This window comes from Actinoplanes teichomyceticus ATCC 31121 (assembly GCF_003711105.1).
Lineage (GTDB): Bacteria > Actinomycetota > Actinomycetes > Mycobacteriales > Micromonosporaceae > Actinoplanes > Actinoplanes teichomyceticus.
The window spans coordinates 2,598,917-2,620,943 of sequence record NZ_CP023865.1 but is presented as its reverse complement, the minus strand read 5'-3'; the positions used below and the strand labels follow the sequence as shown (position 1 = coordinate 2,620,943).

Here is a 22,027-nt window from a genome sequence, read left to right as displayed (position 1 = left end):
GCGGCGCGGTAGCGTCGGAGCCGTCTGAATCAGGAGGCGAGAAGATGACCGACAGGCCGAGGAAGCAGCCGGGCCCGGACCATCCCATCACCGTCACGCCGACCGGTGAGCGGGTCGTGGTGGTCGTCGCCGGCCGGGTGGTCGCCGACACCGACAACGCGCTCAGCCTCCGCGAGGCGACGTACCCGGCGGTGCCGTACGTGCCGCTGGCCGACGTCGATCGCACCCTGCTGGAGCGCACCGGCACGCGCACCTACTGCCCGTACAAGGGCGAGGCGAGCTACTACTCCATCCCGCTCGGCGGCGAGCGGTCGGTCGACGCGGTCTGGGAGTACCCGGCGCCGTACGACGCGGTCGCGCAGATCAAGGACCACGTCGCCTTCTACCCCGACCGGGTGGACAGCATCACCATCGGCTAGGCGCGCAGGGCGGAGCGGACCGCGGCGAGCTGGTAGCGGTCCGCCTCGTACGGCGTGTAGAGCGAGATGCGGTCGATGGTCGCGCCGAACCGGTCGCGCAACCCGGCCGCCACCGCGGCCGGATCGCCGGACACCGCGAACGCGTCCAGCACGTCGTCGCCGATCTCGGCGGCCATCGCGGCCCAGTCCTGCCGGCGCGACAGCACGTTGAGCCGGTCGGCCAGCTCGCCCCAGCCGTGCACCTCGAGGACCGGCCGATACGCCGGGGTGGAGGCGTAGAACGCGATCTGCGCGCGAACCGCCTGCTCGGCCCGGGCCCGCTGCGCCTCGTCGGCGCCGAGCACGACCATCGCGCTCAGGCCCAGCGTGAAATCGTCGAGGGAACCGCCGCGGGCCGCGCGCAGCGCCGGCAGGATCCGCTCGGAGAGGTACGCGACGCTGGTCAACGGGTGCACCAGCAGCCCGTCGGCGACCCGGCCGGCCACCGTGGTCATCCGCTCCCCCACCGCGGCCAGCTCGACCGGCGGATTGCCGTACGGATTCGGGCCCGGATCGAAGAACTCTGTCATCAGGGTGTGCTGGTAGAACTGGCCGCGGAACATCAGCCGCTCCCCGGTGGCCCAGGCGTGCCAGATCGCCCGCAGCGCGGCGACGAACTCCTCCATCCGCGCGGCCGGGCGGCTCCACGGCATCGCGAACCGGCGCTCGATGTGCGGCTTGACCTGGGATCCGAGACCGAGCCGGAACCGGCCCTCGCTGATCAGCTGCAGGTCGTTGGCGAGCACCGCCACGGTCATCGGGTTGCGGGCGAACGCCACCGCGATCCCGGACTGCAGCGAGATCCGCTCGGTGGCCCGGGCCACCAGGGCCAGCGTGGTGAAGACGTCGTGCTTGGTCTCCGCCGCGCCGAAACCGTCGTAACCGACCTGCTCCGCAGAAACGGCGGCGGATTCCGTCTCGGCCGGCGACGCGGCGACCGGAGCGGTGAAGTCAACCAACATCCCACAGTGATAACACCAGGACAATCCGGAAGATCCTCAGGGGTACGTCACCGCGGCCCGGACGGCCTCGACCATCACCTCGGTGGTCACCGCCCGCAGCAGGTCCAGGTCCACCTCCGCGGTCACCTCCCCGGTGGCCAGCGCGACCACCGCGTCGCCGTCGTAACGCGAGTGGGCCGGGTGCAGGGCCCGGGCGAAGCCGGTGTGCCCGCTCTGGGCGAGCAGATGGCAGCCGGTCTTGTCCAGGCGCGCATCGGTGAGCACCACGGCGATCGTGGTGTTCTCCCGCCCGAACGGGGTGGCCACGCGAAGTCCCGGGCCGCCGCCGAAGACCGGCCGACCGTCCCGGCCCAGCACGTCGCCCCAGGCGTTGACCACCACGAGCGCGGTCACCCGGGCCGGGCCGGCCGGGGCGTCGGCGCGGCCCAGGCCGCCCGGGTCGGCCCGGCCGCGCCACCCGCCGGTGGCCGCCCCGGCGCCGGCTCCGGTCGTACCCAGCAGGAGATCGTCGCCGCGCAGCGCGGCGAGCGCCGCCGCGCGCCCGGCCGCGGACGTCGGCGGGCGCCCGGCCACCGAGGCGTCGAAGATGGACATGCCGACCACGACCGGAACCGGGCCGAGGGCGGTCGGGTAGCCGAGCCCGCGCGCCCGCAGCACGCCCATCACCCCGTCCGCGGCGGCCAGGCCGAACGCGGAGCCGCCGGAGAGCACCACCGCGTCCACCCGGTCCACCAGACGCAGCGGGTGGAGCAGGTCGAACTCGCGGGTGGCCGGAGCGCCGCCGCGCACCTCGCCGGAGCCCACCGTGCCCGGTGGCGGGAGCACGACCGTGACGCCGGTGCCACCACCGGTCCAGTTGCCGGCGTGCGCGGAGAGCAGCTGCGGTTCACCCACCCTGCGACTCTAGTAGCGGAAGCCGCTGACCAGCGCGGTGAGCTCGCTCGACATCCGGGTCAGCTCGGCGGTGGTCTCCCGCGACCGCGCCACCCCGTCGCTGGTCGACCGGGCCGCATCGGCCACGCCGGTGATGTTGCGCGCGATGTCGCCGGTACCGGCGGCCGCCTCGGCGACACTGCGGTTCATCTCGGCGGTGGTCGCGGTCTGCTCCTCCACAGCGGACGCGATGGTGGTCTGGAAGTCGCTGATCCGGGCGATCACCCGGGTGATCTCCTCGATCGCGCCGACCGCGCCGGCGGTGTCGGCCTGGATCGCCTGCACCCGGCGGGAGATGTCCTCGGTGGCCCGCGCGGTCTCCTGGGCCAGATCCTTCACCTCGCTGGCCACGACCGCGAAACCCTTGCCCGCCTCACCGGCACGGGCCGCCTCGATGGTCGCGTTGAGGGCCAGCAGGTTGGTCTGCTCGGCGATCGCGGTGATCGTGTTGACCACGTTGCCGATCTCGGTGGACGACTCGCCGAGCTGGTTCATCGTCGCCGAGGTACGCGCGGCCAGGCCCACCGCCGCCCCGGCCACCTGCGCGGCCTCCGCGGCGTTCTGCGAGATCTCCCGGATCGAGGCGCCCATCTCCTCGCTGCCCGCCGACACGGTGTCCACGCTGCGGGAGATCTCCTCGGCCGCGGCCGACACGGTCTGCGCCTGGCTGGTGGCCTGCTCGGCCGAGCCGGCGATCGCCATGGTCACCTCGTTGACCCGGTCCGCCGCGCCGGCCAGCGAGGTCGCCGACCGGTCGATGGTGGCCACCGTGCGCCGCAGGTCGGCCAGGGCGGTGTCCAGCGCCCGCCCCATCTGCGCCACCTCGTCGTTGCCGCGGAGCCCGGCCCGGCCGGTCAGGTCGCCGGCGGCCAGGCCGGCGCAGACCTGGCGGACCCGGTTCAGCCCGCCGGTCACGCCGCGGATCACCAGCACACCGAGCACGACGGCCAGGGCGCCGCCGACCACCTGCACCGTGATGATCACGTTCCGGTTGGTGCGGTAGGCCGACTCGGCCCCATCGGCAGCCGTCCGGGCGTCCTCCGACTCGGCGCCGCTGAGCTCGGTGAACGCCGCCTTGACCCGGTCGATCAGCGGCGCCGTCCGCTCGTCGCGCACCTGGGCGTAGGCCTCGGTCCGCTTCGCCAGCGCGTTGGCGATCTGGGTGTTCTCCACGACGTCCCGGTAGTCCCGCCAGTCGCTCTCCAGCCGCGCGATGGTGGCCGGGGCGCCGGCCGGGCCCGCCAGCCGGTAGGCGCTCAGCCCCTCGGCGAACGCGCTGAACCCGTCGCGGACCCGCTGCTGGTACTTGGCGTCGTCGGCGGCGGTCCGGGAGATCAGCAGGTTGGCCAGGTCGTTGCGGGTGGCCACGGCGGCGGTCTCCAGGTCGGCGAGCGCCACCACCCCGGCCAGATTCTTGCGGTACAGCTCCTGGGCCGCGACCGCCGAGCGGCTCAGCGCCCGGATGGCCAGGGCCCCGGAGATCATCGACATCAGGACGCCGAGCAGGACGATCGCCCCGATCTTGTGGCGTACGGCGAGGTCGGCGAAGAGACTGCGCCGTTCGGGCGGCTCGGTCGCGCTCATCAGTTCCCCCGGGGTACCGGTCGCGGGCGGCGAGAGATCAGGGTCAACCCTCACGGTACGAACTCGCCCGCCCGGCCCGGTGCCGTTCGATCGGCCGGCGGCCGCCTCACTTGCCCGGTTGTGTCACGCCTGCCCCGGGGACCTCGGCGGTCTCAGCCGGACCGGCCGGTCCCGGTGGGCGCCGGTGTTCGCCGGCCCGGACGCGGCCACGGTCCGGAAGCCGGTGTTCCCGGTCGACGAATCGGGCGTGTTCGACGACCGGGCGGCGTTGCGGTAGCGGTTGCAGTAGGAGTCGTGACACAGGTACGACCCCCCGCGGATCACCCGGGAGCTGCCCGACGCCGGCCCGCGCGGGTCGTCGACCGGCGACCGGGCGTAGTACCCCGGCGAGAACCAGTCCGCGCACCACTCCCACACGTTGCCGACCGGCTGGTACAGCCCGTAGTCGTTGGGCGGGTACGCGCGGACCGGCGCGGTGGTGACCCACCCGTCCTCGGCGGTGTTGCGGGCCGGGAAGTCGCCCTGCCAGATGTTGCACGCCCACCGCTCGGGCAGCGTGTCGCCCCACGGGTAGCGCAGCCCGGCCCGCCCGCCGCGGGCCGCGCACTCCCACTCCGCCTCGCTGGGCAGCCGGCGCCCGGCCCACGCGGCGTACGCCCGCGCGTCGTGCCAGCTCACGTGCACGACCGGGTGGTCGTCACCGGCCGTCGAGGACGGTCCGTCCGGGTGCGCCCAGTCGGCGCCCTCGACGCCCAGCCACCACGGGGCGCCGGCCATCCGCCCGACCACCCGCCCCGGGTCGGTGACGGCCAGATGGAACACCGCGGACCAGCCGTACGACTCGGCCTCGGTGCGGTAGCCGGTGGCGGTCACGAACGCCCGGAAGTCGGCGACGGTCACCGGCGTCGCGTCGATCGTGAAGGCGTGCACCCGTACCGGGTGGACCGGCCGCTCACCGTCGGCCGGACGACCGTCGCCGTGCGCGTCGCCCATCCGGAACACCTGGGCGGGAACGGTCACCTGCGGTACGCGGTGGGCGCCGCCTCCGCCGGGCACCGGCCCCGGCGCCGGCCGGTCCCGCCCCGACGACGGGGCGCAGCAGCTCATGACCGGTACGACAGGTCGTCGAGCCCGCTCAGCGTCGGATCGTGGTCCACCTCGCCGACCGGGTACATCGACGTCATCCAGTGGTAGAACCGGTCGTCCCGCTCCACCAGCAGGGTGTAGAGCCGCCGCAGCATCCGGTCGCGCACCGGCACCATCTCCGGGTGGCGGTAGACGTTGGACAGCTCGTCCGGGTCGCGCTGCAGGTCGTACAGCTCGTTGACCGACTCCGGGTTCACCACCAGCTTGTACCGCTCGTCGCGCAGCATCCGCTGCGGGTACGGGAAGTGGTGGCCGTGGAACTCGCCGACGATGTCCGGCTGCCACCACGGGTGCTCGCCACGCAGCAGCGGGACCAGGCTGCGCGAGTCCACCGCCGGGGCGGGGTCCGCGCCGGCCAGGTCGAGGATGGTGGCCGTGCAGTCGAGCAGGCTGACGAACTCGTCGCGGGCCTGCGCCGGAGCGCCCGGGACGCGGACGATGCCGGGGGTGCGGTAGATGTCCTCGTACATCGCCGGGCCCTTGTCGTGCAGCCGGTGCGCGCCGGTGAACTCGCCGTGGTCGCAGGTGAAGAAGACGGTCGTGGCGCCGGTCTGGCCGAGCTCGTCGAGCGCGGTGAGGATCCGGCCGATCTCGTGGTCGATCATCGACACGTATCCCCAGTAGACCGCGATCAGCTTGCGGGTCACCTCGATCGGCATGGTGTCGAACGTCCAGTGTGCGCTGTAGTTGCGCTGCACCGGCGGCTTGCCCTCGAACGTCTCGGCGATCGAGGCGGGCAGCTCGACCACCGCCGGGTCGATCAGGTCGAAGTACTCGTCCGGGACGATGTACGGCAGGTGGGGCCCGAAGAAGTGGGTGGCCAGGAAGAACGGCTTGCCCTCGGCGGCGTACCGGCGCAGCAGCTCGATCGTGCGGGTGGCCAGGTAGTGCTCGAAGGTCGCCTCGACCGGCTGCCGCAGCCGGGCCGCCAGCAGGTTGCCCGGCCCGCCGTTGGGCAGCGTCCCGCGGATCCGGTCGTGGATCTCGTACGGCGGCAGGTCGTGCTCCGTCAGGTAGGCCAGGTAGTCCTCGTGCTGGACCGGGTTGTGCCAGCCCGGCAGGTGCGGGCCGTCGAAGCCGTAGTCCGCCGGGGTCCTGGCGGTGCTGGCGTGCCACTTGCCGAGCAGTCCGCACTGGTAGCCGCGCTCGCGCAGGGCGAGCCCGAAGGTGAACGCGTCGTCCGGCAGGTCCTCCCGGTAGCCGACGTTGCGTTCCTGGTTGGCCAGCACCCTGTGCCGGAACGGGGCCTGCCCGGTGAGCAGGCTGGCCCGGGCCGGGGTACAGATGGCGGTCGGGGTGTACCACCGGTCGAACCGGGTGCCGGTGGCGGCGAGCCGGTCCAGGTTCGGGGTGCGCACGTGCGGGTTGCCGTACGCGCCGAGCGTGTCCACCCGGTGCTGGTCGGTCATCAGGAAGAGGAAGTTCACTTCGCCGCGGCCCCCGTGAACAGGTCACCGAGGTAGTACGACTTCGGGTCCGGGTTGGCCGGCAGCTTCCCGGCGCCGACGAAGTAGTCGCCCATCCCGGTCAGCCACCTGGTGACCGTCCCGTCGGCGGTGTAGCCGTCCAGGGTCCTGGTGTCCAGCATCCGGCTGTTCGCGGCGTCCGCCTTGACCGCCTCCACGGTCTGCTTGTTCATCGCGGCCACCAGCGCGGCGGTCTCGTCCGGGTGCGCGGCGCGGTAGTCCATCGCCTCGCGCAGCACCTGGAGCACCTTGGTGGTCCTGGCGGTGTCGCGGGCCGCCTCGTTGCCGGCCACGAACGCGGTCGGGAACGCCACCTCGGCGGCGAAGTCGTCGTTGCGGGCCAGCTCGACCAGGTCCGGCTTCCGCGCCTTGATGTTGTCCAGCAGCGGGTACCAGATGCCGGCCGCGTCGATCCGCCCGGCGGCGAACGCCGAGACGATGGTGGCCGGGTCCATCGGCACGCGCTGGATGTCGGTGTTCGTCAACCCGGCCTTGGCCAGCGCCAGGGTGAGGATCATGTCGCCCGAGGTGCCCTCCGGGACGCCGACCTTCTTGCCCCTGAGCCGGCTCAGGTCGGTGATCTGCGGCTGCGCGATCACCCGGTCGGCGTTGCCCAGCGAGTTCAGCGCCACGATCTTCGCCTTGCCGGAGGCGGGCAGCCAGACCGCGCCCGGACCGATGTAGCCGTAGTCGAGGTCACCGGCGTTCATCGCGGTGACCTGCAGTGGACCGTTGGTGAACACCTTGGGCGTGACCGCAAGGCCGTGCTTCGCCCAGAGCTTGCGGTCCTGGGCGACGGCCAGCAGGCTCGTACCGTTGTAGTCGGCGATGTAGCCGAACGTCACCCTGCTCGACGACTTCTCCCCGCCACCGGCCGGGTCGCCGTCGCCGCAGGCGGCGACGAGCAGCAGGGACGCCGCGGCGAGCGCCGCGAGAAGCTTTTTCACGGTACGGGCTCCTGGTGATGAACGGCGCTCCACACCCGATTGCGGAGCGCGGTGAACTGCGGACTGAGACGGATCTGCTCGGTACGCGGGTACGGCAGGTCCACGTCGACGATCTCGGCGATCCGGCCGGGCCGGGCGGCCATCACGACCACCCGGTTGGCCAGGAAGACCGCCTCGTCCACGTCGTGGGTGACGAAGACGACGGTGCGCCTGTCCCGGCTCCAGGTGGCCAGCAGCTGCTCCTGCAGACGGACCCGGGTCAGCGCGTCGACCGCGCCGAACGGCTCGTCCATCAGCAGGATCGACGGGTTCACCGCGTACGCCCGGGCGATCGCCACCCGCTGCTTCATGCCGCCGGACAGCGTCTTGGGCAGCGCGTCGGCGAACCGCTCCAGCCCGACCAGCGCGATGAAGTGATCCGCGACCACCCGCCGACGGGCCCGCGGCACACCCTGGTTGCGCAGCCCGAACTCGACGTTCTCGCGGACCGTCAACCACGGGAAGAGCGCGTACTGCTGGAAGATCACGCCGCGTTCCGGGCCCGGACCGGTGACCGGCTCGCCGTCGAGCAGCGCCTGCCCGCTGGTCGGGGTCTCCAGGCCGGCCAGGATGTTCATCAGCGTGGTCTTGCCGCAGCCGGACGGGCCGACGACGGTGACGAACTCGTTGTCGGCCAGCTCCAGCGACACCTCACCGAGCGCGACGAACTCCTCGTTCTTCAGCGTGAAGACCTTGCGTACCCGGTCGACGGTGATCATCGGGTCTCCTGCCAGGCGGTGAGGCGGCGTTCGGCGAGCAGCAGCATCCGGTCCATCAGCAGGCCCAGCACGCCGATGCTGATCAGGCCGACGAAGATGGTCGGCAGGTCGTAGTAGAGCTGCGCGCTCTGCATCCGGTAACCCAGGCCCTGCTGGGCGGCGATCAGCTCGGCGGCGACCAGGGTGGCCCACGACGAGCCGAGCCCGATCCGCATCCCGACCAGGATGAACGGCGACGACGCCGGGATCACCACGCGGGTCAGCACGACCCGGTCGGTGGAGCCGAGCACCCGGGCCGCGTCGATCAGCGTCCGGTCCACACCGAGCACGCCCTGCAGGGTGGCGATCACGCAGGACAGGAACGAGGCCAGGAAGATCACGAAGATCTTCGGGGTCTCCTCGATGCCCATCAGCACGATCGCCATCGGGATCAGCGCGAGCGGCGGGATGGTCCGGAAGAACTGGATCCACGGCTCGACCAGGGCGCGGACCGGGGCGTACCAGCCCATCAGGAAAGCGACCGGCACGGCGAGCAGCACACCCAGCACGAACCCGGCCAGCACCCGCCGGAGGCTGGCCAGGACGTCGGCGCCCAGCGTGCCGTCCCCGATCAGCTCGACCGCCCGGTCCAGCACCACCGGTGGCGCCGGGATGTCCGGCCCGGTCGCCGACAGCCCCCACCACAGCGCCACGCCGAGCACGACGGAGATCAGGTTCAGGACCGCCTTGGGTACGCCCCGGCGGCGCGCCCCCGGCGGCGCCGGGGCGGTCACCCCGGTGTCCGCTTCCAGCAGGGTCATGGCGTGCTCCCGTCGAGAGTGGAATATCCGGCCAGCAGCGGGGAACGCCGGTAGAGAGCGGCGACCGCGCCCAGCGCCCCGTCCTCGTCGCCCAGCCGGGCGGCGCGCACCAGCGGGCCGGACCCACCGGCCGCCCCGCCGGGCTCCCGGTCCGCCGGCACCGGCCCGGCGGCCACCCGGCCACCACGCACCGCCGAACCCGGCCCGCCCGTCCCGTGGTCCGCCGAGCGGGTGCCGGCGGACCACGGGCCGGGCGGCACCCGCCCGGCGGCGATCACCCGGGCGGCGCGGTCGACGATCGCCGGGACCGCGCGGGGCAGGCTGCCGCCGATCACGATGAGCTCGGGATCGAGGATCAGCGCGGCCGACGCGAGCACCCGCCCCACCGCCTCGCCGATCCGGTCCATCGCCGCGGCCACCGCGGGCTCCGCCCGGCGTGCGGCCAGCCGGTCCAGGTCGGCGACGCCGGCCGCGGCCAGCGCCGCCCCGGTCGAGGCCACCGTCTCCAGGCAGCCACGCTTGCCGCAACGGCAGGCCGCGCCGCCCGGCTCGGCGAGCACGTGCCCGAACTCGCCGGCCGCTCCCTGCGCCCCGGTCACCAGCCGCCCGCCGACCACCAGGCCGCCACCGATGCCGGCGGCGAGCCGGATGTAGAGCACGTCGCGCGCGTCGGTGGTCCCGGCCTCGGCCAGCGCGGCGAACCGGGTGTTGTTGTCCACCAGCACCGGAGCGCCGAACCGTTCCCGGAACGCGGCGGAGACGTCCGCCCGGGCGCTGCCCGCCGGGTACGGGCCGGTGACCCCGACCCCGACCGCCTGCAACGCGGACAGGCCCAGGCCCCGCTCCCGGCCCAGCCGCTCGATCAGGGCGAGTCCGGCGCGGATCCGCGCCGGCAGGGACGTCCCCGCCGGGTACGGCGCGACCCCGCTCGCGATGATCTCGTGTGCCGCGTCGGCGACCACCACGCGCACCCGGGTGTGCCCGAGGTCGACGCCGAGGAACTGGCCCGAGCGCGGGTCGAGGGCGAGCAGCTCGGCGGGGCGTCCGCTGCCGGCCCGCCGGTGCGCGTCGGTGGTCACCTTGACGATCGCCCCGCGGCCCAGCAGGTCGCCGGTGATCTCGGACAGCGTGGTGCGCGACAGGCCCGAGCGGGCCGCGATCTGGGCCCGGCTCAGGGTTCCGTGCTCACGCAGGATGGCCAGCACGCGCTCCTCGTGAGCCCGTCTGACCAGCGCGTGGACGCCTCCGGTTGCCGACACGCGGTCACCGTAGGCAACCGGCAATTTTTCCGTCAACGATCCGACGGAATTATCTCTGCAAAACCAGTAGGAAAACTTCCTCAGCAGCCTCGTGGCATCAGCCGCCGGACCGGGCCCCGCCGCCCTTGCCACACGGCCACAACGACCGCCGGCGCCGGCCCGCACCGCCGAGCCGGCGGCCACGGTGCAAGCGCCACCCGATCAGCCGCCACCGACGCCGGCGCACCGGCGGGGCCCCGGGTGGCGGGCGACGCCACCGCTGTCGGCGACCTCCACCGCACCGTCGCTGCGCCCGGGCCGTCCCCGGATCGGCGTCGCCTCCCGCCCGCTTGGCGGGGCACCACCCACTCAAGCCACCGACGATCTATAGATTGGGTCCATGAGCATGCGTTTCGGGGTTTTCGTGCCGCAGGGCTGGCGGATGGACCTGGTCGAGATCGACGACCCGGTGGAGCAGTACGAGGCGATGACCGCCGTCGCCAGGCTTGCCGACGCCGGCCCGTGGGACTCCGTGTGGGTGTACGACCACTTCCACACCGTCCCGGAGCCGACGATCAACACCACGTTCGAGGCGTGGACGGTGAGCTCGACGCTGGCCCGGGACACCAGCCGGGTGAAGATCGGGCAGATGGTCGGCTGCAACGGTTACCGGCAGCCGTCGCTGTACGCGAAGATCGCGTCGACCGTGGACGTGGCCAGTCACGGGCGGCTCTACGCCGGCCTGGGCGCCGGGTGGTACGAGCACGAGTGGAAGGCCTACGGCTACGAGTGGGCCGACGTGCCGGAGCGGATGCGCGCCTTCCGCGAGGCCGTCGAGGTCGTGCACCGGATGTGGACCGAGGAGCAGCCGGTCTTCACCGGCAAGCACTACCGGATCGACGGGGCGATCAACCAGCCCAAGGGCGCCGGCGGCCGCAAGCCGGACCTGTGGCTGGGTGGCGGCGGCGAGAAGGTGACGCTGAAGCTGGTCGCGAAGTACGCCGAGGGTTGCAACGTGGGCAACGGCGACCCGGAGGTGATCCGGCAGAAGCTGGCGGTGCTCCGCCGGCACTGCGACGAGCAGGGCACCGATTACGCCCGGATCAGCAAGTCGACCAGCCTGAACGTGAACCCGGACGACACCACCGCGCAGATCCGCGCCCGGGTGGAGGCGATCGCCGAGGCCGGCGCCGACTACGTGATCGCCTACATCCCCCGGGTGGCGTACGAGCACGAGCCCCTGCTCGCCTTCGCCGAGGAGGTCATCCCGCAGTTCTCCTGACCCTCCACCACGAAGGCCCGGCGCCGCGAAAGGGAGCCTCCGGGGTTCCTTTCGCGCCGCCGGCGCGGCCCGCTCGCCCGGTGGGGCCGGAGCCGCTTCCGCAGGCGGCGCGGCCCGAGAGGCGACGAGGCGGTCCCTCGCAGGCGCACCGTCGCTGATCGTGACCGCGGGGTCGAAGCCCGCGCGCTCGTGCAGCCCGGGCGTGACGATCCGGTCGGCGAGGCCGGGACCGCGGGCGGCGACCTCGTCGGACGCGGCCACCTTCGTGAGCAGCGCGCCGGAGTCCACCGGCGTAGCGGCCGCGCTCCGGAGCAGCCGAGGGAGTTGACCGCCACGGCGGCAACTCCCCATGAGGTACGTCACCGGCCCCTCCCCCGGTGCCGCCGCGCCGGCCGCACCGTGCTGGTCTGCACCGCTGAAATCGTCATTCCGGCCCTGACCTGGGACTGCCCGCCCACCGGCGACTTTCGCCGAGCGCTGTCCGGAAGTTTCGGCCGCCGAACCGGAAGCGCTCCCACGGCGAACCCGCCGGTAGCGCTTAACCGGTTAACTGAAAGCGGGTCGTTTCCAGCATGTAAAAGCGAGCTTCAATCATGGCATGATTTCGGTGCCGGGCCCGGAAGTTGCAGCCATTGCACCCCGGCGGTAAGGAGCGCGCCCCCATGGCTGTCGGTAAACAACGCGTGACCATCGCGGCCATCGCGGACGCCGCCGGCGTGTCCGTGCCGACCGTCTCCCGGGTGCTCAACGGCCGGTCCGACGTCTCGCCGCAGACCCGCGAGCTCATCGAGCGGCTGTTGCGCGAGCACGACTACCGTCCTCGCAACTCTCGACATTCCGGCCGGGCCCGCCTGATCGACCTCGTCTTCAACGACCTGGACAGCCCGTGGGCGCTGGAGCTGGTCCGCGGCGTGGAGGACGTGACCCACGCGGCCGGGGTCGGCACCGTGGTGTCCCAGGTGCACCGGCGCACCACCGCGACCCGGCAGTGGCTGCAGAACCTGCGCGCCCGCGCCTCCGACGGCGTGGTCTTCGTGACCTCGGACGTCGCCGAGCCGGTGCACACCGAGTTGCACCGGCTGCGCGTCCCGGTGGTGATCATCGACCCGGCCGGTGGCGCCGCGACCGACGTGCCCACCATCGGGGCGACCAACTGGTCCGGCGGCCGGACCGCCACCGACCACCTGATCGGGCTCGGCCACCGGCGGATCGGATTCATCGCCGGGCCGAAGAATCTGCTGTGCAGCCGGGCGCGGCTGGACGGTTTCCGGGCGGCGATGGAGGGCGCCGGGCTGCCGGTCGACCCGGACCTGATGGAGCAGGGCGACTTCCGCAACGAGTCGGGTTTTCTGGCCGGTGGCCGGCTGCTGGACCGGCCGGACCGGCCCACCGCGATCTTCGCGTCCAGCGACCAGATGGCGCTCGGGGTCTACGAGGCGGCCCGCCGCCGCGGCCTGCGGGTGCCGGACGACCTGAGCGTGGTCGGTTTCGACGACCTGCCCGACGCGTGCTGGTCCTCGCCGCCGCTGACCACGATCCGTCAGCCGCTGGCGGAGATGGGGGCGCTCGCCGCGCGGACAGTCCTGCGACTGTCGCGCGGCGAGACCATCGAGACCCCCCGGGTGGAGCTGGTCACCAAGCTGATGGTGCGGGAGAGCACCAAGTCACTTGCCGAAACCCGCGGTCAGGCCGCTGAGTAGCTGGCGGCGGCCGATGATGTAGAGGGTCAGGATCGGCAGGGTGGTCAGCACCACCGAGGCCAGCACGGCCGGGATGTTGACGCTGTACTGCCCCTGGAAACTGGCCAGCGCGAGCGGCAGGGTGCGCTGCTCCGGGGTCTGGGTCAGGATCAGCGGCAGCAGGAAGCCGTTCCACACCTGCAGGCCCTGGTAGATGGTGACGGTGACCAGCGCCGGCCGGGTCAGCGGCAGCGCCAGGCGCCACAGCGTGCCCCACTCGGTGGCGCCGTCCATCCGCATCGACTCGAAGAGCTCCTTCGGCACGTCACGGATGAAGTTCGACAGCACCAGCACCGACAGCGGGATGGCGAACGCGATCGACGGCAGGATGATCGCCCCGAGCGTGTCGTACATCTGCAGTTTGATGATGATCAGATAGACCGGGATGATCACCGCCTGCAGCGGGATCGCCAGGCCCATCAGGAACACCGAGTTCACCGAACGCAGGAACCGGCTGGTCGCGCTGCCGCGCACGATGGCGTAGGCGGCCATGAACGACACCACCACCGCCGGGACCACCGACCCGACCGTGACGATCACGCTGTTGAAGAAGTACCGGACGAAGTCGTTCTCCAGGACGAACCGGTAGTTCTCCAGCGTCGGGTTGGCCGGCGGGGCGAGCGGGCTGGTGTCGTAGTAGTCGTTCTGCAGCTTGAAGCTGGTGATCACGATCCAGTAGATCGGAATGATCACCACCAGCAGCCAGAGCCATCCGGCGAGACCGCCGAGGAAGTTGTACTGCAGGATCCGCGGCCGCTTGCTCCGGGCCGGTGGCGCGCCGGCCACCTTGCCGGTGGCCCGGCTGTCGAGCACGGTCGTCACTATCAGGCTCCTTCCAGCTGGCTCGCGGTCGCGTCCCGGCCACCGAGCCGGCGCAGCAGCAGAGCCAGACCCAGGCCGACCAGGACCAGGATGACCGCGATCGCGCTGGCCGGGCCCATCAGGGCGGCCTTGAAGCCGGTCTGGTACATGTCCACCGCGAGGGCGCGGGTGGCGTCACTCGGACCGCCGGCGGTGAGCACCCAGATCAGGTCGAAGAAGGTCAGCGAGCCGACCACCATCAGCGTCGACGATGTGATGATCGTGTACTTCAGCTGCGGCAGGGTGATGCTGAAGAACTGCCGGACCCGGCCGGCGCCGTCGATCTCCGCCGCCTCGTACATCGAGGCCGGGATCTGCCGGACGCCGCCCTGGTAGATCAGCGAGTGGAAGGGGATCCACTGCCAGGACACCACGAAGACCACCACGCCCAGCGCGAGGTTCTCCTCGCCCAGCCAGTTCTGCTGGAGGAACTCGAAGCCGAGGCCGGCGCCGAGCCCGAAGTTCGGGTCCAGCAGCATCTTGTAGGTGATCGCGATGGCGGCCTGGCTCAGCAGCAGCGGGATGAAGAAGAGCACGGCCAGCAGCGCGCGGTAGCGCTTGTGGGCCGCGATGAAGACCCCGATCAGGATCGAGAGCGGGGTCTGCGCCAGCCAGGACAGCGCCATGATCAGGAAGGTGACCCAGAGGGCGTGCGGCAGACCGGGGTCGCTGAGCACGGTCTTCCAGCTGTCCAGCCCGGTCAGGCTGATCTGTTCGCTGATGCCGTTCCACGACGTGAAGCTGAGCGCGACGACGCCGAACAACGGCACGATGCCGAAGATCGTGAACGCGATGAGCGCCGGCCAGGCCATCCAGGAGACGGAACCGCTCCCCCCGCCGCGAGCAGCGGTGGGGGGAGCGGACCGCACTACGGGCGGTGCGATCGTCATTTGCCGATGACCTGGTTCATGTTGTCGGCGAACTTCTGCGGCGAGATCGACAGCTGGAACAGCTTCGCGATGTTGTCCAGCAGCGTCTCCGCCGCGGTCGGGCTCAGCGCCTGGTCCCAGGACTGGCCGAAGTTCTTCGCCTTGCTGGCCACGTCGTAGATGAAGTTCAGGAAGTCCTTGTCCGGCGAGGAGGCGAGCTTGGCGTTGGAGCCCTGCACGATCGGCACGCCGCCGGTCTTGATCCAGCCTTCCTGCTCGGTGTCGTCGAGCAGGCTCTGGAAGAACTTCTTCGCGGTCTCCTTCTGCTTGTCGGAGGCCTTGGAGTAGATCGAGAGGTACTGGCCGGCGTTGCCGACGGTGTTGCTCGGGTCGCCCTTGCCGCCGTCGACAGCCGGGAAGTTGAAGTAGCCCAGCTTGCCGTCCTTGATGAAGTTGCCGCCCTCGGCCTGGATGATGCCGTACGACCAGCTGCCGTGCAGCATCATGGCCGCCTTGCCGCGGTAGAGCAGCGCCTGGTCGGCGTTCGTGTCGGCGGCGATCGAGGCGAAGCCCTTGATGAAGCCGTTCGCCTTGATCAGCTCCTGGATCTTGGTGAGGCTCTCGATCGAGGCCGGGTTGTTCCAGGCGTCCTTCTGGCCGTTGAAGACGTTGCCGAAGACCTCGGGACCGCCGATCCGGTCGAAGAGGAACTCCAGCCACATCATGTTGGTCCACCGGGACTGGCCGGCCAGCGAGAACGGCGCGATGCCCTTGGCGTTGAACTTCGGGACCAGGTCCATCACCTCGGCCCAGGTCTGCGGCGGGTTCTGCACGCCGACCTTCTCGAACGCCTCCTTGTTGTACAGCATGACGATCGGCTGTACCGTCTCCGCCGGCATGGCGTAGATCTTGCCGTCGATCGTGGCCGGGCCGAAGGAGGACTTGAACAGCCGGTCCTTGACCGCGGCGTTCTGGCCGAACCAGTCGGTCAGGTCGTCCACCTGACCCGCCTCGACGTAGCTCTTCAGGCCGCCGCCGCCCCAGCCCCAGATGATCGTCGGGGCCTGGCCCGCGCCGAGGGCGGTCTTCAGCTTGTCCTTGTAGGCGTCGTTCTGGAAGGTGGTGACCTTGACCTGGTTGTCCGGGTTGGCCTTGTTGAAGCGGTCCACCGCGCCCTGGCGGATCGGCTCGCCGGGCGGGCCGCTGAGGAACCAGTAGCTGGCGGCGTCAGCGCCGGCAGTGCCACCGCCGCCGCTCGAGTCGCTGGGACCGGACTTGCCGCACGCGGCGAGCCCGGTGGCCGCGGCGGCACCCGCGGAGAGACTCAGAAAATTCCTGCGCTTCACGCTGATCTCCGTACTCGAAACAAGCCGCGGCAGGGGGCCGCGGCGGGTGATAAAGCGATGGCGACGGCGGTCACCGAGTTCCGGAACTTTCGAGTGACAGCCGCAAATTAACGCGAGGTTTCGTTAACGTAGGGTTTCGCCGTGACAGGTGTCAAGGCCCTTGCCGTAACCGTGCCCGGAGCGCGAGAGTAGGCAGCGTCGGCGGGCTCTTCCCGATGGCCCGCAGGCACGCCAAGGCACCCGAAAGTTTCGGGAACCCTCCGGAGGAAACGTTGACCACAGAACAGGTGACCCAGCCGTGGCGCGACCCGGCGCTGCCCGTCGCCGACCGCGTCGAGGCACTGCTCGCCGAGATGACCCTCGAGGAGAAGGTCGCGCAGCTGGGCAGCCGCTGGGTCGGCAACGACATGGGCGCGACCGCCGACGACGACGGTTACGACCCGCAGGAGCAGCACAACGTCGCGCCGATGCAGGACGTCTTCGCGGCCGGCGGCGGCATCCCGCTCGCCGAGGCCGCCCGGCACGGCCTCGGCCACCTCACCCGGGTGTACGGCAGCGTCCCGCTCACCCCGGCCGAGGGCGCCGCCGAGCTGGTCCGCCAGCAGCAGATCGTGATGTCCAGCCGGCTCGGCATCCCGGCCCTGGTGCACGAGGAGTGCCTGACCGGGTTCACCGCGTTCGGCGCCACCGTCTACCCGGCCGCGCTCGCCTGGGGCGCCACCTTCGACCCGCAGCTGATCGAGCGGATGGCCGCCGCGATCGGCCGGGACATGGCCGCGCTCGGCGTGCACCAGGGCCTGTCACCGGTGCTCGACGTGGTCCGCGACTACCGCTGGGGACGGGTCGAGGAGACCATCGGCGAGGACCCGTACCTGGTGGCGACGGTCGGCTCGGCGTACGTCCGGGGGTTGCAGAGCTCCGGCGTGATCGCCACTCTCAAGCACTTCGCCGGGTACTCGGCGTCCCGCGGCGCGCGCAACCACGGCCCGGTGCCGATGGGCCGGCGCGAGCTGATCGACGTGGTGCTGCCGCCGTTCGAGACCGCGGTCGCCGCGGTGAGCCGGGGCGGCGGCGGGGCCGGCTCGGTGATGAACTCCTACTCCGATGTGGACGGTGTGCCGGCCGGCGCCGACCCGTGGCTGCTCACCGAGGTGCTGCGGGACGAGTGGGGCTTCACCGGCACGGTCGTCTCCGACTACTGGGCCATCCCGTTCCTGGCCACCATGCACGGCGTCGCCGCGGACAACGCCGACGCCGGCGCGCAGGCGCTGGCCGCCGGCATCGACGTGGAGCTGCCGGACACCATCGGCTACGGCGACGCGCTGGTGGCGAAGGTGCGCCGCGGCGAGGTGCCGGAGGAGTACGTCGACCGCGCGGTCCGCCGCCTGCTGACCCAGAAGGCCGCGCTCGGCCTGCTCGACCCGGGCTGGACGCCGGAGACCTCGGTGATCGCCGCGCCGCTCACCGACCTGAACGCGCCGGCCAACCAGGACATCGCGGTCGAGCTCGCCGAACGCTCGATCGTGCTGCTCGACCCGGGCAGCGCGCTGCCGGTCACCGAGCCGTTCCGGATCGCCGCGATCGGCCCGTGCGCCGACGACGCGCGCACCTTCCTGGGCTGCTACGCCTTCCCCAACCACGTGCTGCCCCGCTACCCGCAGCTGGGCCTGGGCCTGGACATCCCGACCGCGGTCGACGCCCTGCGCGCCGAGTTCCCGGCCAACGAGATCACCTACGCCCGGGGCTGCGCGGTGGACGGCGACGACCGCACCGGCTTCGCCGAGGCCGTCGACGCCGCCCGCAACGCCGACCTGGCCGTGGCCTTCGTCGGCGACCTGGCCGGGCTGTTCGGCAAGGGCACCTCGGGCGAGGGCTGCGACGCCGACGACCTGCGGCTGCCCGGGGTGCAGGCGGAGCTGCTGGAGGAGCTGCTGGCCACCGGCACCCCGCTGGTCGTGGTGCTGGTCTCCGGCCGGCCGTACGCGCTGGGCGACCTCGACGGCCGGGTCGCCGGGCTGGTCAGCGCGTTCATGCCCGGTCAGGCCGGCGGCCACGCGATCGCCGGGGTGCTCAGCGGGCGGGTCCAGCCGACCGGCAAGCTGCCGGTGCAGATCCCGCGGACGCCGGGCGGGCAGCCGGGCACGTACCTGCAGCCGATCCTGGGCGCGACCGACAGCGGGGTCAGCAACCTCGATCCGACGCCGCTCTACCCGTTCGGCCACGGCCGGTCGTACACCACGTTCACCGTGGACCAGCTGCGGGTCAGCGCGGACACCGTGCCGACCGACGGCGAGTTCGCGGTGACCGTCCGGGTGCGTAACACCGGTGCGCGCGACGGCGCCGAGGTGGTCCAGCTGTACCTGTCCGACCCGGTCGCCCAGGTGACCCGCCCGGTGCGCCAGCTGTCCGGCTTCCACCGCGTCGAGCTGGCCGCCGGTGCGGGCGCCGACGTGACGTTCCGGGTGCACACCGACCGGACCGCGTTCGCCGGCCGGGACCTGCGGCGCGTGGTGGAGCCGGGTGAGCTGCGGGTGCTGGTCGGCACGTCGGCCGGGGACCTGCCGTGCACGGCGACCGTCCGGCTCACCGGCCCGGCGCGCCCGGCCGGGCCGGACCGCCGGCTGGTCACCCCGGTGGAGGTCCAGCCGCTCGCGTCGTGACCGCGGGTGCCGGACCGACCGGGTGACGGCGCCGATTCCGGTCTCCGGCGGGCGCGGGCCGGGCGCACAATGCGGAGGCGGCCCGCGCCACGGCGTGGGCCGTGCCGCCACCGGGCGGCCCGTGCCGGGCGGTGGTGGCGGAACCGCCGGAAACACGGAAAGCTGCCCGCGCCCCCTTGTTCACCACGGATTCAGCGGAAAAGATGGGGCGGACTGCGCCGATCCCATCGCTGGAGGCCGGATGACCGCCAAGCAGGTCCTGCACAACTTCGTCGCCGGGGCCGCGGTCGCGCCCGCCGGCGGGCGGTACCGCGACCTCGTCGACCCGTCCACCGGCGAGGTGTTCGCGTCCGCCGCGGTCTCCGGCCCCGAGGACGTCGACCGGGCCATGTCGGCCGCCGCGACCGCCTTCGCCCGGTGGCGCGACACCACCCCGAGCCAGCGGCAGCGGGCGCTGCTGAGGTTCGCCGACGCGGTGGAGGCCCGGGCCGACGAGCTGGTCGCCGCCGAGTCGCAGAACACCGGCAAGCCGCTGGGGCTGACCGCCGACGAGGAGCTGCCGCCGGCGGTCGACCAGATCCGGTTCTTCGCCGGCGCCGCCCGGGTGCTGGAGGGCCGCTCCGCCGGGCAGTACCTCGACGGTTACGAGAGCTACGTGCGGCGCGAGCCGGTCGGCGTCTGCGCCCAGGTCACGCCGTGGAACTACCCGCTGATGATGGCGGTCTGGAAGGTCGCGCCGGCGATCGCCGCGGGCAACACCGTGGTCCTCAAGCCGTCCGACACCACCCCGGTCACCAGCGTGCTGCTGGCCGAGATCGCCGCCGAGTTCCTGCCGGCCGGCGTCTTCAACGTGGTGCTCGGCGACCGGGACACCGGCCGCGCGCTGGTCGGGCACCGCACCCCGCGGATGGTGTCGATCACCGGGTCGGTGCGGGCCGGCATGGAGGTGGCCGGCGCGGCCGCCGCCGACCTCAAGCGCACCCACCTGGAGCTGGGCGGCAAGGCCCCGGTCGTGGTGTTCGAGGACGCCGACATCGCGGCCGCCGCCGCGGCGATCGCCGAGGCGGGCTACTTCAACGCCGGTCAGGACTGCACCGCCGCCACCCGGGTGCTCGTCGCCTCGGCCGCCTACCTGGACTTCGTCGCCGCCCTCACCGAGCGGGCCCGCGACACCCGCACCGGCGCGCCGGACGACGAGGACGCGTTCTACGGCCCAATCAACAACGCCGGCCAGCTGGCCCGGGTCGCCGGTTTCCTGGACCGGCTGCCGGACCACGCCTCGGTGGAGACCGGCGGCACCCGGGTCGGCGACCGCGGGTTCTTCTTCTCCCCCACCGTCGTGGCCGGCCTGCGACAGGACGATGAGATCATCCAGAACGAGGTGTTCGGCCCGGTCATCACCGTGCAGCGGTTCACCGACGAGGAGCAGGCGGTGCGGTCGGCCAACGGCGTCGACTACGCCCTGGCCTCCAGCGTGTGGACCGCCGACCACGGCCGGGCGATGCGGATGACCCAGCGGCTGGACTTCGGCTGCGTCTGGGTCAACTGCCACATCCCGCTGGTCGCGGAGATGCCGCACGGCGGCTTCAAGCACTCCGGGCACGGCAAGGACCTCTCCGTGTACGGCCTGGCCGACTACACCCGGATCAAGCACGTCATGCACCGCGTGGGGGCCTGACCGTGTCCCCCTCCTCGTCCGGCGAGTTGCACAGGCGGCGGCTGGCGGCGGTGGCCCGCGGGGTCGGCTCGACCCTCTCCGCCTATGTCGACCATGCCGGCGGTGGCACGCTGACCGACGTCGACGGGCGCGAGTGGATCGACTTCGCGTCCGGCATCGCGGTCACCACCGTCGGCAACGCCGCGCCCCGGGTGGTACGGGCGGTCCGCGAGCAGGTGGAGCGGTTCACCCACACCTGCTTCATGGTCGCGCCGTACGAGTCGTACGTCGCGGTCTGCGAGCGGCTGATCGAACTGACCCCGGGCTCGTTCGGCAAGCGGGCCGCGCTGTTCAACTCGGGCGCCGAGGCGGTGGAGAACGCCGTCAAGATCGCACGACATGCCACCGGGCGGCAGGCGGTCGTGGTGTTCGACCACGCGTACCACGGCCGGACCAACCTGACCATGGCGCTGACCGCGAAGAACATGCCGTACAAGCACCGGTTCGGCCCGTTCGCGCCGGAGGTCTACCGGGCGCCGATGTCGTACCCGCTGCGCGACGGCGGGCTGGCCGGGGCGCAGGCCGCCCGCCGGGCGATCGACGTGATGGAGAAGCAGGTGGGCGCGGGCAACGTGGCGGCCGTGCTGATCGAGCCGATCCAGGGCGAGGGCGGTTTCGTGGTCCCGGCGCCCGGCTTCCTGCCGGCGATCGCGGCGTGGGCGGCCGAGGCCGGGGCGGTCTTCGTGGCCGACGAGATCCAGACCGGCTTCTGCCGGACCGGGCAGTGGTTCGCCGCCGAGCACGAGAACCTCGAACCCGATCTGATCACCACGGCCAAGGGGATGGGCGGCGGGCTGCCGATCGCCGGCGTGGTCGGCCGCGCCGAGCTGATGGACGCGGTGCACGCCGGTGGCCTCGGCGGGACGTACGGCGGTAATCCGGTGGCCTGCGCCGCCGCGCTCGCCGCCATCGAGACGATGCGGGAGCTGGATCTGGCCACCGCCGCGCGGCGCATCGAGTCGGTCCTGGCGCCGGCGCTGGCCGCGCTGGCCGACCCGGGGATCGCCGAGGTGCGCGGCCGGGGCGCGATGGTCGCCGTCGAGCTGGTGGTCCCGGGCGGCCTGGAGCCGGACGCCGCCCGCGCCGCGGCGGTGTCGCGGGCCTGTCACCAGGCCGGGCTGCTCACACTGACCTGCGGCACCTACGGCAACGTGCTGCGCTTCCTGCCGCCGCTGGTGATCTCCGACGGCGAGTTGCGGCGCGGCCTCGACATCCTGGCCACCTCGGTGCGAAACAACTAGGACACTTTTTGCCCGGGCAC

18 protein-coding genes are annotated in these 22,027 nt (G+C 72.3%); 6 read left to right on the top strand and 12 right to left on the bottom strand.

Annotation, left to right across the window (positions count from 1 at the left end):
* The first annotated feature begins 44 nt into the window (after positions 1-44).
* The gene (locus tag ACTEI_RS11770) at positions 45-419 is read left to right on the top strand and encodes a DUF427 domain-containing protein (RefSeq protein ID WP_122977687.1); all 375 of its coding nucleotides are present in this window, start codon (positions 45-47) and stop codon (positions 417-419) included.
* Here the strand turns inward: ACTEI_RS11770 and ACTEI_RS11765 are convergent.
* The 9 genes from ACTEI_RS11765 to ACTEI_RS11725 form a co-directional block, all read right to left on the bottom strand.
* Complete coding sequence (locus tag ACTEI_RS11765) at positions 416-1,420, bottom strand: TIGR03617 family F420-dependent LLM class oxidoreductase (RefSeq protein ID WP_122977686.1); 1,005 nt, start codon at positions 1,418-1,420, stop codon at positions 416-418. The two genes, ACTEI_RS11770 and ACTEI_RS11765, sit on opposite strands and share 4 nt — an antisense overlap.
* 36 nt (positions 1,421-1,456) lie before the next feature.
* On the bottom strand, positions 1,457-2,314 hold the full coding sequence (locus ACTEI_RS11760; RefSeq protein ID WP_122977685.1) for a P1 family peptidase: 858 nt from the start codon (positions 2,312-2,314) through the stop codon (positions 1,457-1,459).
* A gap of 9 nt (positions 2,315-2,323) precedes the next feature.
* Positions 2,324-3,937 carry a methyl-accepting chemotaxis protein gene (locus tag ACTEI_RS11755; protein ID WP_164465917.1) on the bottom strand — a complete coding sequence of 538 codons (1,614 nt, stop codon included), beginning with the start codon at positions 3,935-3,937 and terminating at the stop codon, positions 2,324-2,326.
* 123 nt (positions 3,938-4,060) lie between these two features.
* Entirely contained in the window at positions 4,061-5,044 is a 984-nt protein-coding gene (locus tag ACTEI_RS11750) for a formylglycine-generating enzyme family protein (RefSeq protein ID WP_122977684.1), read from the bottom strand.
* Positions 5,041-6,492, bottom strand: coding sequence for a sulfatase family protein (locus tag ACTEI_RS11745; protein WP_122982083.1), 1,452 nt, complete (start codon positions 6,490-6,492; stop codon positions 5,041-5,043). Before ACTEI_RS11745 ends, ACTEI_RS11750 begins: the two co-directional genes overlap by 4 nt.
* 14 nt (positions 6,493-6,506) lie before the next feature.
* A complete protein-coding gene (locus tag ACTEI_RS11740; protein ID WP_122977683.1) occupies positions 6,507-7,496 on the bottom strand; it encodes an aliphatic sulfonate ABC transporter substrate-binding protein in 990 nt (329 codons plus the stop codon).
* On the bottom strand, positions 7,493-8,254 hold the full coding sequence (locus ACTEI_RS11735) for an ABC transporter ATP-binding protein (RefSeq protein ID WP_122977682.1): 762 nt from the start codon (positions 8,252-8,254) through the stop codon (positions 7,493-7,495). The genes ACTEI_RS11740 and ACTEI_RS11735 overlap by 4 nt, the downstream gene beginning before the upstream one ends.
* Entirely contained in the window at positions 8,251-9,054 is an 804-nt protein-coding gene (locus ACTEI_RS11730; RefSeq protein ID WP_122977681.1) for an ABC transporter permease, read from the bottom strand. The genes ACTEI_RS11735 and ACTEI_RS11730 overlap by 4 nt, the downstream gene beginning before the upstream one ends.
* A complete protein-coding gene (locus ACTEI_RS11725) occupies positions 9,051-10,313 on the bottom strand; it encodes an ROK family transcriptional regulator (protein WP_203723721.1) in 1,263 nt (420 codons plus the stop codon). Before ACTEI_RS11725 ends, ACTEI_RS11730 begins: the two co-directional genes overlap by 4 nt.
* Positions 10,314-10,692: 379 nt before the next feature.
* On the opposite strand from ACTEI_RS11725, the gene ACTEI_RS11720 reads away from it, so the two are divergent.
* Complete coding sequence (locus ACTEI_RS11720; RefSeq protein ID WP_122977679.1) at positions 10,693-11,574, top strand: TIGR03560 family F420-dependent LLM class oxidoreductase; 882 nt, start codon at positions 10,693-10,695, stop codon at positions 11,572-11,574.
* 662 nt (positions 11,575-12,236) lie between these two features.
* Positions 12,237-13,274 (top strand): LacI family DNA-binding transcriptional regulator, encoded by a 1,038-nt coding sequence (locus tag ACTEI_RS11715; RefSeq protein ID WP_122977678.1) that lies wholly within the window; start codon positions 12,237-12,239, stop codon positions 13,272-13,274.
* Here ACTEI_RS11715 and ACTEI_RS11710 read toward each other — a convergent pair.
* From ACTEI_RS11710 to ACTEI_RS11700, 3 genes are all read right to left on the bottom strand, one after another.
* A complete protein-coding gene (locus ACTEI_RS11710) occupies positions 13,239-14,135 on the bottom strand; it encodes a carbohydrate ABC transporter permease (protein WP_122977677.1) in 897 nt (298 codons plus the stop codon). The two genes, ACTEI_RS11715 and ACTEI_RS11710, sit on opposite strands and share 36 nt — an antisense overlap.
* Positions 14,136-14,137: 2 nt before the next feature.
* On the bottom strand, positions 14,138-14,986 hold the full coding sequence (locus ACTEI_RS11705; RefSeq protein WP_239082501.1) for a carbohydrate ABC transporter permease: 849 nt from the start codon (positions 14,984-14,986) through the stop codon (positions 14,138-14,140).
* 74 nt (positions 14,987-15,060) lie between these two features.
* Positions 15,061-16,389, bottom strand: a complete 1,329-nt coding sequence (locus ACTEI_RS11700) for an extracellular solute-binding protein (protein ID WP_122977675.1) — start codon at positions 16,387-16,389, stop codon at positions 15,061-15,063.
* 272 nt (positions 16,390-16,661) lie between these two features.
* On the opposite strand from ACTEI_RS11700, the gene ACTEI_RS11695 reads away from it, so the two are divergent.
* The 3 genes from ACTEI_RS11695 (at position 16,662) to gabT (ending at position 22,007) form a co-directional block, all read left to right on the top strand.
* Positions 16,662-19,049, top strand: coding sequence for a glycoside hydrolase family 3 N-terminal domain-containing protein (locus tag ACTEI_RS11695; protein WP_307837890.1), 2,388 nt, complete (start codon positions 16,662-16,664; stop codon positions 19,047-19,049).
* 241 nt (positions 19,050-19,290) lie between these two features.
* Positions 19,291-20,727: a gamma-aminobutyraldehyde dehydrogenase gene (locus ACTEI_RS11690; RefSeq protein ID WP_122977673.1), complete on the top strand. Its 1,437-nt coding sequence runs from the start codon at positions 19,291-19,293 to the stop codon at positions 20,725-20,727.
* Positions 20,728-20,729: 2 nt separating this feature from the next.
* Positions 20,730-22,007, top strand: coding sequence for a 4-aminobutyrate--2-oxoglutarate transaminase (gene gabT / locus ACTEI_RS11685; protein ID WP_122977672.1), 1,278 nt, complete (start codon positions 20,730-20,732; stop codon positions 22,005-22,007).
* Positions 22,008-22,027 lie beyond the last annotated feature (20 nt).